14 protein-coding genes and 2 pseudogenes are annotated in these 15,164 nt (G+C 70.3%); 7 read left to right on the top strand and 9 right to left on the bottom strand.

From position 1 onward, the window contains the following. Window positions 1–108: 108 nt before the first annotated feature. Entirely contained in the window at window positions 109–1,251 is a 1,143-nt protein-coding gene (locus tag ACFI33_RS01995; protein ID WP_462623698.1) for a GNAT family N-acetyltransferase, read from the top strand. Between the two features lie 65 nt (window positions 1,252–1,316). Here ACFI33_RS01995 and ACFI33_RS01990 read toward each other — a convergent pair whose 3' ends face one another. Next, the gene (locus ACFI33_RS01990; RefSeq protein ID WP_134416197.1) at window positions 1,317–1,766 is read right to left on the bottom strand and encodes a hypothetical protein; all 450 of its coding nucleotides are present in this window, start codon (window positions 1,764–1,766) and stop codon (window positions 1,317–1,319) included. 292 nt (window positions 1,767–2,058) lie between these two features. Between ACFI33_RS01990 and ACFI33_RS01985 the strand changes: the two genes are divergently transcribed. The 3 genes from ACFI33_RS01985 (at window position 2,059) to glpK (ending at window position 6,161) form a co-directional block, all read left to right on the top strand. Continuing rightward, window positions 2,059–3,798 carry a glycerol-3-phosphate dehydrogenase/oxidase gene (locus ACFI33_RS01985; protein WP_230282507.1) on the top strand — a complete coding sequence of 580 codons (1,740 nt, stop codon included), beginning with the start codon at window positions 2,059–2,061 and terminating at the stop codon, window positions 3,796–3,798. Between the two features lie 13 nt (window positions 3,799–3,811). Then, window positions 3,812–4,534, top strand: coding sequence for an MIP/aquaporin family protein (locus ACFI33_RS01980; RefSeq protein ID WP_041104833.1), 723 nt, complete (start codon window positions 3,812–3,814; stop codon window positions 4,532–4,534). A 94-nt stretch (window positions 4,535–4,628) separates the two neighbouring features. Continuing rightward, entirely contained in the window at window positions 4,629–6,161 is a 1,533-nt protein-coding gene (glpK, locus tag ACFI33_RS01975; protein WP_127435101.1) for a glycerol kinase GlpK, read from the top strand. 199 nt (window positions 6,162–6,360) lie between these two features. On the opposite strand, the gene ACFI33_RS01970 is transcribed toward glpK, so the two are convergent. From ACFI33_RS01970 to ACFI33_RS01960, 3 genes are all read right to left on the bottom strand, one after another. After that, entirely contained in the window at window positions 6,361–6,900 is a 540-nt protein-coding gene (locus ACFI33_RS01970; RefSeq protein ID WP_235188144.1) for a DEAD/DEAH box helicase family protein, read from the bottom strand. Between the two features lie 23 nt (window positions 6,901–6,923). Beyond that, the gene (locus ACFI33_RS01965; RefSeq protein ID WP_036337848.1) at window positions 6,924–7,775 is read right to left on the bottom strand and encodes a GIY-YIG nuclease family protein; all 852 of its coding nucleotides are present in this window, start codon (window positions 7,773–7,775) and stop codon (window positions 6,924–6,926) included. 96 nt (window positions 7,776–7,871) lie between these two features. Then, window positions 7,872–9,446, bottom strand: coding sequence for an ATP-binding protein (locus ACFI33_RS01960; RefSeq protein WP_036337850.1), 1,575 nt, complete (start codon window positions 9,444–9,446; stop codon window positions 7,872–7,874). Window positions 9,447–9,545: 99 nt separating this feature from the next. Here ACFI33_RS01960 and ACFI33_RS01955 point away from each other — a divergent pair. Both ACFI33_RS01955 and ACFI33_RS01950 read left to right on the top strand, forming a co-directional pair. Beyond that, a pseudogene (locus ACFI33_RS01955) lies at window positions 9,546–9,839 on the top strand (AMP-binding enzyme); the annotation flags it as partial. Window positions 9,840–10,123: 284 nt separating this feature from the next. After that, the gene (locus ACFI33_RS01950; RefSeq protein ID WP_127434992.1) at window positions 10,124–12,034 is read left to right on the top strand and encodes a DUF262 domain-containing protein; all 1,911 of its coding nucleotides are present in this window, start codon (window positions 10,124–10,126) and stop codon (window positions 12,032–12,034) included. 55 nt (window positions 12,035–12,089) lie between these two features. Here the strand turns inward: ACFI33_RS01950 and ACFI33_RS01945 are convergent, their stop codons facing one another. From ACFI33_RS01945 to ACFI33_RS01935, 3 genes are read right to left on the bottom strand one after another with little or no spacing between them, the layout of a single operon-like run. Beyond that, window positions 12,090–12,440: a GNAT family N-acetyltransferase gene (locus tag ACFI33_RS01945; protein ID WP_194073913.1), complete on the bottom strand. Its 351-nt coding sequence runs from the start codon at window positions 12,438–12,440 to the stop codon at window positions 12,090–12,092. Window positions 12,441–12,461: 21 nt separating this feature from the next. Next, window positions 12,462–12,833: an alcohol dehydrogenase catalytic domain-containing protein gene (locus ACFI33_RS01940; protein ID WP_194073914.1), complete on the bottom strand. Its 372-nt coding sequence runs from the start codon at window positions 12,831–12,833 to the stop codon at window positions 12,462–12,464. Window positions 12,834–12,847: 14 nt separating this feature from the next. Next, window positions 12,848–13,459, bottom strand: coding sequence for a GNAT family N-acetyltransferase (locus ACFI33_RS01935; RefSeq protein WP_052001145.1), 612 nt, complete (start codon window positions 13,457–13,459; stop codon window positions 12,848–12,850). 110 nt (window positions 13,460–13,569) lie between these two features. On the opposite strand from ACFI33_RS01935, the gene ACFI33_RS01930 reads away from it, so the two are divergent. Then, window positions 13,570–13,962 carry a DUF6176 family protein gene (locus ACFI33_RS01930; protein WP_194073915.1) on the top strand — a complete coding sequence of 131 codons (393 nt, stop codon included), beginning with the start codon at window positions 13,570–13,572 and terminating at the stop codon, window positions 13,960–13,962. A gap of 198 nt (window positions 13,963–14,160) precedes the next feature. Here the strand turns inward: ACFI33_RS01930 and ACFI33_RS01925 are convergent, their stop codons facing one another. Then, the gene (locus ACFI33_RS01925; RefSeq protein WP_127434991.1) at window positions 14,161–14,550 is read right to left on the bottom strand and encodes a hypothetical protein; all 390 of its coding nucleotides are present in this window, start codon (window positions 14,548–14,550) and stop codon (window positions 14,161–14,163) included. A gap of 49 nt (window positions 14,551–14,599) precedes the next feature. After that, a pseudogene (locus tag ACFI33_RS01920) lies at window positions 14,600–15,145 on the bottom strand (GIY-YIG nuclease family protein); the annotation flags it as partial. Window positions 15,146–15,164: the final 19 nt, after the last annotated feature.

The raw sequence follows: 15,164 nt of genomic DNA, 5'->3' as shown, positions 1-15,164 counted from the left end.
GCGCGTCCCGGGCTTCCTCGCGCGGCGCGCCGCGAGGTCGAGGAGGGGCGTGGCCATGGGGTCACGGCAGCGGGCGGCGGTGACGTCCCCTCCCCTACGCTCGGCCCCATGGACGTCACCTTCACTCCGCTCGACCCGGCAGGCGCCGACCGGGACGCGCTCGTCGCCCTGCTCACCGAGAACGCGTGGCCGTTCCACACGCGCCCGCGCGTCACCCGGCCGGAGGCGGAGAAGGCCGTCGATGGCGGCGCCTGGGAGGATGAGGACCACCGCACCTTCTGGACCGAGCATCCCGAGCACGGCCGCGTCGGCGTGGTGCGCCTGGAGGACCTCACGGACCCCACCCCCTTGTTCGACCTGCGCGTGGCGGAGCGGTTCCGCGGGCGCGGGCTCGGCGCGCAGATCCTCACCGCGCTCACCCGGCACGTCTTCGAGACGATGCCCGCGGTGGACCGCTTCGAGGGCCAGACCCGCGAGGACAACGTCCCCATGCTGCGCACCTTCCGCCGGGCCGGCTGGGTCAAGGAGGCGCACTACCGGCGCGGCTGGCCCGTGGACGGCGGCGAGCCGCTCGCGTCCGTGGCCTACGCAATGTTGCGCCAGGACTGGGCGTCCGGCACGACGACGCCGGTCCCCGCCGACGTCGACGCCCCGCCTCCGGCGGGGCGCAAGGAGGGCGCGGCTGCGGGCGGCCGCGCCCCTGACTGGCCGTTGCCCACCGCGCGGCTGACGCTGCGGCCGCACCGGGAGGACGACCTCGGCTGGTTGCAGGAGATGTACATGCAGCCCGTGGTGGTGCGCCACCTGCTGGACGAGCCCTGGGACGAGGCGACCGCGCGAGCGAAGCTGGCCAAGCGGATCACGTGGGACGACCTCGGCGGCCCATCCGGGGCGGTGTCCCTGGTGGTGGAGCACGCGGGCGTCCCCGTGGGTGACGTGATCCTGTGGCTGACGGACCGCGAGCGCGGTGTCGCGGAGATCGGCTGGGCACTGGATCCGCGGCATGCCGGTCAAGGCTTCGCCCGGGAGGCCGCGGCTGCGCTGCTGGACCTGGGGTTCGAGACGTCTGGCCTGCACCGGGTGGTGGCACAGATGGATGCCCGCAACACGGCGTCCGCCCGACTGGCCGAGACGCTCGGGATGCGTCGAGAGGCACACCACCGGCAGGACCTGTGGAGCAAGGGCGAGTGGACGGACACCCTCGTCTACGCGATGCTCGCGAGCGACCGGGGGGTGAGGGGCCATCTATGACGACGAACGGGCTTCTACGCTCACCCCATGTAGCTCGAGACCGTGAGGGGGTGGACTCGCGAGGCTCACCAGGTGTGCGGACCGAGGTCCTCGAGGATCTCCAGGTCGAGAAGCCACTCGTCAGGGCGGGGAGTTTCGGGGAGCACCGGCTCGTAGGCGCCGACGTAGACGACCTCCCCCAAGCCGAGGCCGGTGGCCTCCTCCGGCTCCAGGATCGTCAGGTCAGCGTGGCCGGGGACGCGGTCGATCTCGGCGAGCCGCCCCGAGGGCCACACCTCGTGTACCGCCCTCACAACGGCCCGCACACGACGCAACGGGATCGACCCGGCGGGGCTGCCGTCGTCGTGATGGGTGACGACCCAGCCTGCAGAGGCCAGGGGCCCAGCCTGACTCACTCCCCGGGAGGGCAGCAGGATCAGCTCGTGGACTTCCCCCACGGCGATCGGGTCACCGCAGCATTCCTGCTCCCAGTCCGAGAGCGAGGCGCGGCCGACGGCGCCGACGGTGATGTCCATGGTCGGAGTGTAGGGGCGGGGCCTCACCCGTGGGTACGCGTCACCCGGGGCGCTCCGCCCTCGTTCCAGCGGAACAGGGTGAGGTGCCACAGTCCGGGGACCGTGCGAGACGGGCCACCTCCACGCGCACCGACGTGGCCCTGTGCGAGCGGCTCGGGTTCCGCGAGACCGTACCCGGCGCGTGGGCACCCGCGACCCGGGAGTGACATCATGAACCTCGGCTCGTGCTGATACTGGGTATCGTGAGCCACGCCACTACACTGTGCTTCCACTGATAAAGGAGCAACCCCCCATGCCGACCCTGCGAACCGTCCCCCTCTCCGCCGCCACGCGGGAGGATCACCTCGCCCGCCTCCGGGCCACCAGCCCGGAGGCCCCCCTCGACATCCTGATCGTCGGCGGCGGCTCCACCGGCGTGGGCGCCGCGTTCGACGCGGCCACCCGCGGCCTCGACGTGGGCATCGTCGAGGCCCGCGACTGGGCCTCCGGGACCTCGTCCCGCTCCTCCCGCCTCATGCACGGTGGCCTGCGCTACCTCGAGATGCTGGACGTCAAGCTGGTGTATGAGGCGCTGCGGGAGCGCGACCTGCTGCTCACCCAGACCGCGCCCCACCTGGTGCGCCCCCTGCGCTTCGTCTTCCCGTTCTTCCACAAGGTGATCGACCGCGGCTTCATCGGCGCCGGCGTCACCATGTACGACGCCATGCAGTCGCTCGGCCGCCGACGCGCGATGGGCGCGCACCGCCATCTCAGCCGCCGCTCCATGGCCGCGACCTTCCCCTCCCTCGACGACGAGAAGATCGTCGGCGCGGTGGAGTACGCCGACGCCCAGTTCGACGACGCCCGCCTGGCCATGATGCTCGTGCGCTCCGCCGTGGACCACGGCGCCGTGGCCGCCAACTACACCGCCGTCACCGACTACCTGCGCGGCGACGACGGCCGTGTGCAGGGCGTGCGTGTCCGCGAGGAGACCTCCGGCGAGGAGTTCGACGTGCACGCGCGCGCCGTCATCCTCGCCGGGGGCGTGTGGACCCAGGAGCAGCAGGAGCTGGCCGAGGCCGACGGCGGCCTCGAAGTGCTCGCCTCCAAGGGCGCCCACATCACCGTCCCGCGCGACCGCATCCGCGCCGACGCCGCCACCGGCGTGATCACCAAGACGGAGAAGTCCGTGCTGTTCCTCATCCCGTGGGACGAGTACTGGGTGATCGGTACCACGGACACCCCGTGGGCGGAGGACGTGGCCCATCCGGCCACCACCGCGGACGACATCGACTACATCCTCGAGCACGCCAACGCGGTGCTGAAGGAGGACCTCACGCGTGACGACGTGGTCGCCACGTACGCCGGCCTGCGCCCGCTCCTGCAGCCGGTCACCGGATCCGACGGCGGCTCCACCAAGATCTCCCGTGAGCACACCGTCACCGAGGTGGCCCCCGGCCTCACCGCCGTGGCCGGCGGCAAGTGGACCACGTACCGGGCCATGGCCGAGGACGTCGTGGACTTCGTGGTGCGCGAGACCCACCCGACCCGTCCCAGCCTCACCGAGCACATCCCCGTGCTCGGCGGCCTCGGCTACTCGGAGATCGAGGCGGAGGCGGACCGCATCGCCGCCGACTACGGCCTGGACGAGGCCCGCGTGGACCGGCTCCTGTTCCGCTACGGCACCGTGCTGCGCCACGTGCTCGACCTGATCGACGCCGACCCGTCCCTGAGCGTCCCTCTCGCCGAGGCGCCGCGCTATCTGCGCGCCGAGATCGTCTACGCGGCCCGAGCCGAGGGCGTCGTCCACCTGGACGACGTCATCGAGCGCCGCACGCGCCTGTCCACCGAGGTCCGCGACCGCGGCGTCGCGGCAGCCGAGGAGATCGCGTCCCTCGTGGCCCCCGAGCTGGGCTGGGATGAAGAGCGCATCGCCGGTGAGATCCGGGCGTACAAGAACCTCGTCGCCGCACGCCTCCGCGGTGAGACCGCCCACGACGACGTCACCGCCGCCGCCGCGCTCGCGGCCGCCGACGCCGCCCCCGTCCCCTGAAAGGAGCCCGTCCATGGGCACGATCTTCCTGTATGAGATCGCCGGCACGGCGATCCTCCTGCTGCTCGGCGTCGGCGTCGTCGCCAACGTCGTCCTGACGAAGACCAAGGGCAACGGCGGAGGCTGGCTGCTCATCAGCTTCGGCTGGGGGCTGGGCGTCTTCGCGGGCGTCTACGTCGCTGCCGCGACCGGTGCGCACCTGAACCCCGCCGTGACCGTCGGCCTGCTCGTCAGCGGCGCCGAGGAGTACGCCCCCGGCATCGCCGTGACCCTCGGCACCACGCTCGCGTACTTCGCGGCGCAGCTGATCGGCGCCTTCCTCGGCGCGGCCCTGGCCTGGCTGGCCTACCGCGACCACTACCAGGCGGAGACGGACCAGGGCGCGATCCTGGGCACGTTCGCCACAGGTCCCGAGATCCGCAACCCGCTGTGGAACATGGTCACCGAGGTGATCGCCACGTTCGTCCTGGTGTTCGTGATCCTGCTCTTCGGCTCCACCCCCTCCGGGCTCGGCCCGCTCGCGGTGGCCCTGCTCGTCGTCGCGATCGGCGCGAGCCTGGGCGGCCCCACGGGGTACGCCATCAACCCGGCGCGCGACCTGGGCCCCCGCCTGTTCCACGCCGTCGCGCCGATCCGGCACAAGGGCGGCTCGGACTGGGGCTACGCCTGGGTGCCGATCGTCGGCCCGCTCGTCGGCGCCGTCCTGGCCGGCCTCGCCGCGCCTCTGTTCGTCTGAGCGGTCTGCCCGTCCAACCCCGGCGGGCACGTTCCCCTACGGGAACGTGCCCGCCACCCCCACACCCCCGTGACCACCTCCGAAGGAGTAGGACATGACCACCCCCCGCTACGTGATGGCCATCGACCAGGGCACCACGTCCACGCGCGCGATCCTCTTCGACCACAGTGGGGCCATCGTGTCCACTGGTCAGCGCGAACACGAGCAGATCTTCCCGCGCGCCGGCTGGGTGGAGCACGACCCGGTGGAGATCTGGACGAACACCCGCGAGGTCATCGGCGAGGCCCTGGCCCGCGCCGAGGTGACCCGACACGACGTCGCCGCCGTGGGCATCACGAACCAGCGTGAGACCACCGTGGTGTGGGACCGCAACACCGGCAAGCCGGTGTACAACGCCATCGTGTGGCAGGACACCCGCACCGACCACCTCTGCGAGCGCCTGGCCGGCGACGTCGGCGCGGACCGCTACAAGGAGCGCGTCGGGCTGCCCCTGGCCACGTACTTCTCCGGCCCCAAGGTGGCCTGGATTCTGGAGAACGTGGACGGTGCCCGGGAGGCCGCCGAGAACGGCGACCTCATCTTCGGCACCACGGACTCGTGGCTCGTGTGGAATCTCACCGGCGGCGGCGAGGGCGGCCGGCACGTCACCGACGTCACCAACGCCTCCCGCACCATGCTGATGAACCTGGACACCCTCGACTGGAACGAGGAGATCTGCGCGGACATGGGCATCCCGATGTCCATGCTCCCGGAGATCGTCAGCTCCTCCGCCGAGGTGGGCACCGTGTCTGGCCAGCAGCTGCTGCGCGAGACGCCGATCACCGGCATCCTGGGCGACCAGCACGCGGCGACCTTCGGCCAGGCGTGCTTCGAGGTCGGCCAGGCCAAGAACACGTACGGCACCGGCAACTTCATGCTGATCAACACCGGCGAGGAGCCGGTGCACTCGGACAACGGCCTGCTCACCACGGTGGCGTACCGCATTGGCGACCAGAAGCCGGTGTACGCGCTGGAGGGCTCGATCGCCGTCACCGGCTCGCTGATCCAGTGGCTGCGGGACAACCTCGGGATGATCGGCAGCGCCCCGGAGGTCGAGACCCTGGCCGCCGGCGTGGAGGACAACGGCGGCGTGTACTTCGTCCCCGCGTTCTCCGGCCTCTTCGCCCCGCACTGGGACGCCACGGCCCGCGGCGCCATGGTGGGCATGACCCGTTACGTCAACAAGGGGCACATCGCCCGCGCGGCGCTCGAGGCCACCGCCTTCCAGAGCCGCGAGGTCCTGGACGCCATGAACGCGGACTCCGGCGTGGACCTGACCGAACTGAAGGTCGACGGTGGCATGGTCGCCAACGAGCTGCTCATGCAGTTCCAGGCGGACCTGCTGCGCGTGCCCGTCGTGCGCCCCAAGGTCATCGAGACCACCGCTCTCGGCGCCGCCTACGCCGCAGGCCTGGCGGTGGGGTTCTGGGCGTCCCAGGACGAGCTCGTGGCCAACTGGGAAGAGGACAAGCGCTGGGAGCCCACCACGGACGAGGAGGAGGTTGAGCGCGCCCTGCGGCTGTGGAAGAAGGCCGTGGAACGCTCCCGCGACTGGGTCGACGAGGACGTCGAGTCGGCCCAGGGCTGAGCCGTCCGGTCCGTAGGTCGGTCCGGCCGGCCCCGTGCGCCCCGTGCGCCCCGGGCCGGTCCGGGCCCTCCAGAAGGACCCCGAGCAGCACTACCCCCTCGTCGGCCGCCTGCGCGCGGAGCGGGGCGGAGTCGGTGCCGTTGCCATCGGCGCAGTGGCCAGGCCCGAGGTGCCCGGCTGCTCCGACGTCAAGCTGTCCTCACCCAGGGCGTCCTCTTCCCCCGCCGCTTCCGCCCAAGGCGGCGGTGGCCAGGCAGGCGAAGTAGTCCGCATCCACGTGTCGGCCGTCCTTGGTGGCGCTCCGATGTGGAATCTCCTCGGAGAGGTTCTCCTCGTCCGCGTTGTTCACCGAGGCCACCACCTTTTCGAGGCCGGCCACCTCGGGCCGGAGTTCGCGCGCCCGTCGTCGCATCCTGCCCTCGCCGGTCCACTCATGGGTGCGTTCGGTGAGGGCGTCGAATGGGTTCTCACACGCCGACAATCGGCGTGCTCGTTCGACGACGTTGGACGCCAGGATGTCCCGGAGCATCGTCGTCTTGCCGGTTCCGGGTGGGCCGTTCACACCCATCAGACCCGCCCGCGCGACGACATCAATGCGGGCGGCTTGCAGATGCCCCGTGTGCTCGTGGGCAGTCACATTCGAGGAACTCAGCGATGGCTGCAGTGCCGGGATGGCGCGCTTGTCCTCTTCCCCGAGGCTCGGCGCGGGCAGTCCATCCCCCGTCTGACCTTCGCCCACTCCCCCAGGACTACGAAGTCCGTTCAGTTCCGGTTCAGCCCGAACCGGCGCGTCATCAGAGCGTCCTTGTAGTGCTTCTCCGCGGCGTCGATCTGGGCCTGCGGAGTGTTGGAGCCGAACACGCGGAGCAGGCTGAAGGTGTAGCGGCTCGGCTGGGCGGGGTCGAGGGCGAGGGCGTCGCGCAGGGCCGTGTTCCCGCCGTGCCCATCCCGGGCGTAGGCCTCCCACCGACCAAGCACGCCACGCTCGCCGTCAGCCTTGCCCACATAGCACTGGCCCTCGGTCTCATCGGCGATCAGGTAGATCCCGCGTACAGCCTGCAGGGCGGTGCGCCAGCCGGCATAGCGGGTCTCGGTCACCATTGACTGCAGGTCCCCGTAGCTGAGCAGCACATGGTCGAACCCGGGGAACGCCTCCGTGGTGGGATCGGCGATCTCCAAGACGGGAAAAGTGGCCGCAGCCACGCCGCGCTTGACCCAGTTGACGGGGTCCGCCGACCACTCCACGACCAGGCGCTCTTCCAGGGACCCCAGCACCGGCACCGGCACGACATCGTAGTACCGGTGCCGCTGCGTGCGCTCGGCCACGGATTCCCCACGGTTCTCGTACACGGCGGTGAGGCGAGAGCGAAGCGCGCCCTCGGCCAGGAAGACCAGCCAGACGCGGGCAGGCTCCTTTGGGAACTTCCCGCTATGGAGCTGCTCGCGCGTGTAGGCGAGCACGCGCTCGGGCGTGGCCGCGGCCCGCGAGGGAAGCCCATCCGCCTTGTATGTGTGATGGATGGCAAGAACCTCGTGCGGGTCCAGGCCAGCGGCGTCGAGCACCGACCCAAGAGTCAGGACGAACGGCTCGGGAACCGGATCAGAGTGCGGCATAGGACCTCATTCTGCTCATGGGACGGATCCACATCGACAGATTGACACTTCAGACTCACAGTCGACCACCAAGGGGGGCTCTCAAGAGCGGCAGTGTCAGTCTCCCGCCCCTCTGGCCGACACCAGTCGGTACCGGGTGTCCTTGTGGCCCTGACCGCCGGTCATCTCCACCAGCCCGTCGAGCAGCGGCTGGCGGAGCGCGTAGCGGATCTGCCGCGCGGTCAGCATGGTGGCCTCCTCCAGGTCGCGGATGCCCACCGCCTCCCCCGCGGCCAGGGCACCGAGGACGCGCCCCTCGTGGCGGGTGGGCGCGGAGCTGGGCGGCACGGCCGACGACGGTGTCCCGGCCTTCGCCCCGGGCGTCACCTCCGCGGGGGACGTCGTCGCGACCTCCACGGCAGGCTCCCGCCAACTCGGCCGAGCCCCCTCGGGCCGCGGCCGCCAGAGCAGAGCCTTGAACTGGACGCCCGTGTCGATGAGCTGAGGCCGGTCCAGCACCCACTGCCGAGCGGACCGGAACACCTCGTGGATGCCGCCGCCCTCGCCCTCGATGACGGAGGCGCCGTCCGGCGTCGTGAGCTTCTTGGCGATCTGGTACAGCCGCTGATTGACGGCGGCCTGGGCGTGTTCGTCACTTTCGAGCTGGGTGAGTGACACTCCGCGGAGGCCGCCCGGGCTCTGGATGAACAGGGCCCGGTCCGTGAGCCGCACCTGGATGGCCTTGCCCGCGCCGAGGGTGTCGGGGCCGAGGTCGCGGTGCACGAGGGCGTTGCCGAGGAGTTCACGGACGGCGGCGAGCGGGAGCTCGGGGCGGCGCTCGAGCTGACCGTCGGGGCGGTACACGTGCTCGGTCCCGAGGTTCTGGCGCACCCAGGCCATCACCTCGTCGAGCAGCACGGGGACGGGGCCGGTGAAGTCCGTGAGGTTGCGGCTGCGCGCCTGCCCCTCTCCCCCGCGCACCTGGACGGCGGCGGTGACGGTGAGCCCCGGATAGCGGCCCTGCGGGTAGTCGCCGAGGGCGTAGAGGCCGGCCAGGGTGGGCTCCCCGGCGGCGGTGAGGACGTTGGTCTGGCGGAGGATCTCCTGGTGCGTGCGGTCACGGAGGCGGCGGTCCCGCTCGCGCACGGCCGCCACGTAGTCGGTCACGAGCTCGGGGACCAGGTCCTCCTCGCTCATCCCGGTGACGGGCTTGACGTCGTAGTCCACGCGCTCGTCGGCGTGGAGCTTGGCGACCTCCAGCATGCGCAGCTCGTGCGCGTGCATCACGTAGTCGCCGTCGGACTGGCGGAGATAGGCCTGCCCTCGCACCGTTGCGGGCCGGTCCGTGAGGCGCAGGGGCACCACGTGGGCGACGAGCACGTCCTTCCCGTCCAGGCGGAAGACCTGGGGCAGGAGGGTCGGGCTGGGCGTCACGGCCTCGCGTGCCTGGGCCACGAGCCCCGCCTCCAGTGCGGCGACGTCGGGCACGCCCACCACGCGGAACTGGCCGTGCGCCTCGTCGACGCCGCAGATGACGGTTCCACCGGCGGGCATGTTGGCGAAGGCGCAAAGCGTCTCCGGCAGGGAGGGGACGCCGCCCGTGGCCCGCTTGACCTCGACCGAGGTGGTGTCGCCACGACGCGCGCGGAGGGCGTCGAGGGTGGCCGTCAGATGATCAGAGGACCAGTTCACAGTGACAACTGTAAGTCATGGTGTCAGTGTCATGACGGGCGCTTCCCGTGACGACCGTTCAACCCGGACCCCGGCGACGTCGAAAACCTGGACGAGGTGCGCCTCCGCGGCGGCATGAACGTGTACCCGCAGGAGATCGAGGAGGTCCTCTACGAGCACCCGGCGGTGGCGGAGGCCGCCGTGGTGGGCGTGCCGCACCCGGAGCTCGGCGAGGAGGTGGCCGCCTACGTGACGCTGGCGCCCGGCGCGACCGCGACCGAAGAGGAGCTCGTCGCGCACGTGAAGTCCCAAGTGGCGCCGTACAAGTACCCGCGCAGCGTGGTGGCGATGGACGGCCTGCCGAAGACGGCGACCGGGAAGATCCTCAAGCGGGAGCTGGCCACGGCGCAGTGAGGCGGGGCCGGCCCCGGGCAGGGCCCGGGCTCTTGGTCCACAGGACCGCAGGTTTCCGTCAGAACCTGGGCCGTCGGCTCAGGTTCTTACCGAAACGCGCGGTCCGCGCGCGGCGACGGCGCGATCGGCGACGCCACGGGGAGCGCCGACAGCGCTGGGGTCGCTGACGGCTTTCAGTAGGCTCAGACTCACCACGTGGGCGCCATGGTGGATGAACCCGGCTCCCGGAGGGCGCGTCCCACGCGATACGCCCGTGGTCCGAGACCTCGACGGAATGGAATCCCGTGTCGACCTTCCAGACCCCCCAGTACACGATCGTCGAACTGCTGAACAAGGCTCAGTGCGGCGAGCTTCAGCTCCCCGACTTCCAGCGGCCTTATCGGTGGGACGACGAGCGCATCCGGTCCCTGCTGGTCACGATCCTCCGCGGGCACCCCATGGGCGTCATCATGACCCTCAAGACCGGAGGTCATAATGTCCGCTTCAAGCCGCGCCCCATCACCGGTATCGGCCACGAGGGCCTGAAGGAGCCCGAACTCCTTCTTCTGGACGGTCAGCAGCGCACCACATCGATGGTGCAGGCCCTCACGGGGGATGGCGTGGTGGACACGGAAGACGCGCGCCATCACAAGCTGAGGCGCCGATACTTCGTGGACGTGGTCAAGGCACTGGGCGATGTCCGGGAACAGGAGGACGCCGTCGTGTCTCTGCCGGACTCGGGCATCGTCACGGGGAACATCGGCCGAGACGTCGTGCTGGACGTGACGACGGAGGAGAAGCAGCACGCGGCGGGACTCATGCCTGCCACGGTCCTCTTCGACAGTGCACGCTGCTTCGCGTGGATGATGGGCTACCAGCAGGGCGCCCCGGAGCGGATGGCCGTCACCCAGCAGTTCCTCTCGACCGTGGCCCAGTCCGTGCAGACGTACAAGGTGTCCGCCATCGAACTCGACAAGGACATCTCCAAGGACGCTGTCGCCACCGTCTTCGAGAAGGTGAACACGGGCGGTCTGCGCCTCGACGTCTTCGAGCTCCTCACGGCCACTTTCGCGGGCGACGGCGCCTACTTCAAGGAGACGGGCGAGGACTTCCGTCTGGCTGAGGACTGGGCGCGCACCGAGGAGGTGCTCCACAAGTACCCGGTGCTCAAAGAAATGAGGAGCACAGACTTCCTCATGGCTGTCTCCGTGCTGATCACCCTGTCCAAGCGCCGCACAGCCCTGGCCGCCGGCAAGACGGGCAAGCAGGTGCCCCAGACCAGCGCCCGCCGTGAAGACATCCTCAGCATGAGTCTGGACGACTACCGGACCTGGGCTCCTCAGCTGCGGGAAGCCTTGCCTAGGGTGGCCAGGCATCTCCGCGATCTCCACATCCATGAGAGTCGGGGCATCCCGTACAGCTCGCAGGTCGTTTCGTTGATGATCGTCACCACCCTGCTGGGCGAGCGAGCTGAAGAGCACGCGGTGCGCGCGCGCTTGAACCAATGGTTCTGGTGCGGAGTTCTGGGCGAGCTCTACGGGTCTACGATCACGACCCAGCTGGCCAAGGACGCGGAGCAGTTGCCCGATTGGTCTCTGGCCAAGAGCTCTACCACTCCGGAGGCCATCATCCGCGCCAGCTTCGCGGAGTCACGTCTCGGTTCTCTGCGCTCACGGCAGTCCGCCGCCTACAAGGGCCTCTACGCGCTGATCATGGCGCAGCAGACCCCCGTGAAGGACTGGATGTTGGATCAGAAGCTTGACTTCCAGTCGTATGACGAGCTGCAGGTCGACATCCATCATGTCTTCCCCAAGAAGTGGTGCGAGGACAACGCGATCGAGTATTGGCGACGCGAGAGCATCATCAACAAGACTCCTCTGGCGAAGAAGACAAACATCCGCCTGCGGGGCGACTCACCCGCCGTCTACATCGACCGCCTGGATGCGAAGGGCCTCAGTGCGGAACAGGTGGACGCGCAGATTGCGACCCATGCGATTGACCCGGCGTTTCTCCGGGCAGGGGACTTCGACGGCTACTTCCAGGATCGTCGCCGTCGACTCGTGGACCTCATTGAGAGCGCCATGGGCAAGTCCGTCGTTCGCGACTGGGACGTTGATTCCGAATCAACGGATGCACCCGCGAACTTCAATGAGCCAGCGGCATCGACGGGCGGTGTCTCCATTGGGGGCGAGCCGACACCGGACAGGACCCTCTGATCCTATCGGAGGCGAACTGGCCCACCGCTCTCGGACCGGCTCATGAGGAGACGGCTCAGCTCTGCGCGCGGTACTCGGAGGCGAGCATCGTGTAGGTGACGCCGTCGATCCACCCGCGGGTGAGATGCAGCGGCTCCTCCTTGAGCGTGCCCTCGTGGCGCAGCCCCACCTTGGCCATGACGCGCAAGCTGGGCGCGTTGTCCGCGAAGGCCTCCGCCTCCACGCGGCGCACGCCCAGGCCGGTGAAGGCGAGGTCCAGCAGGGCGCGGGCCTGCGCGGCGACGGCGGCGTACGAACCGGTGCCGAGCACGTCCGAGGCAGCCAGGTAGTCGGCCAGGCGGTCCGGGTCCGAGGGCTCGCCGCCGGGCACCTTCACGAGGGAGCCGTCCGCGAGCTCGACGCGCATGTACTGAGCCTGGCTGCCCGTCTACGAGCCCGCGTCGGCGCAACGGGACTGGTAACCGGCCTGGCAGATATCGAACGTGTTGTCCGAGAGCATGAACGAGCCGATCACAAAGTCGCCCAGCTCGAGGGTGGCGACCTCCGCGCCCTTCTCCACGATCGTGCCCACGTACTCGTGGCCCATGCGGCGGTGGTCCACCTCGTTGTGGCCGCGGTAGGGCCACAGGTCCGATCCGCACACGCACGCGGCGGCCAGCTTGAGGACCGCGTCCGCGGGCTTCACGACGCGCGGGGTCTCCACGGTCTCCACGACGACGTCGCCCGGCGCGCGGATGACGACGGCCTTCATGGTGGCGGGAATCTCGGGGGCGGTGAGGGTGGGGGTCTCGGTGGTCATGGGGTGTCCTCTCGTCAGGTCCAGGGAATGTCGCGGAGAAGTCTCCCCCGCGCGCGGAACTCGGAGGCGAGCAGCGCGTAGGTGACGCCGTCGACCCAGCCGCGGGTGAGGTGCAGCGACTCCTCCCGGAAGGTGCCCTCGTGACGCAGGCCGACCTTCTCCATCACGCGCAGGCTGGGCGCGTTGTCTGCGAAGGCCTCCGCCTCCACGCGTCGCACGCCCAGGCCCGTGAAGGCGATCTCCAGCAGGGCGCCGGCGAGCTCGGTGGCGTAGCCCCGTCCGGCGTGAGCCGGGTCGATGGTCCACCCGATCTCCGCCTGCGCGTTCCGGGCCTCCTCGCGTGGCCCGCCCTGGCTCCACGCGTCCTGCACGGCCAGCTTCCCGACGCCGATGATCGCCTCATCCACGCGGACCGTCAGCCGGTCGCCGGTGGCGAGGTACTGCTCCCGCAGCTCGTCGGCCGAGCCGGCCCGCCCTGACGTCCACGTCCAGACCTCCTCGAGGCGGCAGAAGGCGAAGACGGCGGTCGCATCGTCAGCGGCGAACGGGGTGAGCGTCAGGCGCTCGGCGCGCAGCGGGAAGGCGACGCCGCGGCGCGCGGCGAGGGCGGCGAAGGGGGTGGGCATGGGGTCACGGTAGCGGCACGGGTGATGGGGCCCCGCCCCTACGCTCGGGGCATGAGGATCGAGCTGGCCCGTTTCCGCGTGGTGCCCGGCAAGGAGGAGCGCGCCCGGGCGTGGATGGACTTCCCCTGTGCGACCCCAAGGCGTTCCGGGAGACGCTGGAGCCGGAGCGCATGTACGTGGAGACGATCTTCTCCGAGGTGGTGGACGGGGTGACGTACCTGTCTTGGTACTCGGTGCAGGGGGAGGGCGCTGCAGATGCGCGGGCGTCCGCCCACTGGCTGGACGAGCAGCACGTGGTCTTCTGGCAGGAGTGCATCGACCCGGACTTCACCCCTCAAGACCTCGCCCCGGAGGTGCACGTGACCCCGGAGCGGGTCGAGGCGGCCATGCGGCCGCTGGACTGTAAGACAACAGCCCAACGCCCGATCCGTTCGCATGGATCCGCATGTGCAACGATCGGGCCGGATCGTTACCTAAGAGACGCCGGTGTGGACGCTTCCTGACGAACTGCGCCGAGCATCCTCACCCCACCGGGCGCAGCCGCTCCGTGGGCAGGGCCGGGGTGACGCTCGCGGCAGGGTTACCGACGTCGTCGGCCGGGTCGGACCGCCAGTCCTCAGCGCGCGCACGAGGGTGGCCATCAGCGTCCGACGGTCGTCCCGCCGAGGGATGAACCGACTGTAAGCCGGGTTCTGTACCCGTCAGCCCTTCCCGCGTGCATCGGCCCACTTCTGCCAGCGGTCGAGGATCATCGGCACGGCGGTCTCCCGCCACCACGGGAGGTGGATCAGCGCCTGGCTCATGCCGCCCACGTTGCAGCGGTCCATGTTCACGCTCACTCGGTCATAGGGCGTGGCCTCGGTGAGGATCTCGTCGATCGCCCCGTCCACGAGGCCCTTGAGCTCGTCACGCGACGCCGGCGGCGGCTCACGCGCGAACCGCACCCGGAGTTCGGTCCACAGGCCGACGGACCCTCGGAGCCCGTACTGCTCGGGGTGCTCGCGGAGCAGATCCCCGACCGTCGTCGGCTCCCAGCTTTCCGGGAGTCGCCCCTCTTCTGCTTCTTCCTGCGCAGCGGCCAGTGCGACCATCCAGGCTCGAGCTGCCTTGATGTGGGGGCGGGGGGCCTGCGTGGGTGAGGTTCAGCGGCGGGCGCCACGCCGTGATCACGTGCTTCTCGACGTCACCGAGGGCCACGGGCACTTCGGGCACCCAGACGCGAAGGACCAGGTGGTCGACCATCCACCTGGTCAGCGCTTCTTCCGAGCGCTCGCTGAGGTCGAAGGTCGCCGGACTCTTGCTGGAAGGCTTGCCCCCGGCCCGCGGCACCGGCCAGAGGAGCGCCGAGTGCTCCAGCAGCGCTGCGAACGTCCTGCGCACGGTGGACCGGCCGGTCTTGCCCGTGCCGAAGTGCTGCCGCACATCCCTGGCGGCCAGACTCCGCTCGGCCTTGCCGACGTACAACAAGCCGTCCGCCCCCACCGGCACCTCAGGTCCGAGCTCTCGACGCACACGGGACACGTCCTTCGCGTACACGGCGTAGAGGCCTGGGGCGTCCGGGACAGCGCCGCCCTCCTCCGACCAACCGGTCACGCCCCACTCCGGGCCACCGTCCCCGAAGAGATGCAGCTCGAACACCGGCCCGTGGCCCAGAGTGCGCACCGCGTCCTGGACGGCCGCGTCCATGCGCGCCGGCGTCAGTTCG

The organism is Micrococcus sp. PSi08 (genome assembly GCF_054960655.1).
This window is presented reverse-complemented; position numbering and strand designations above follow the sequence as displayed.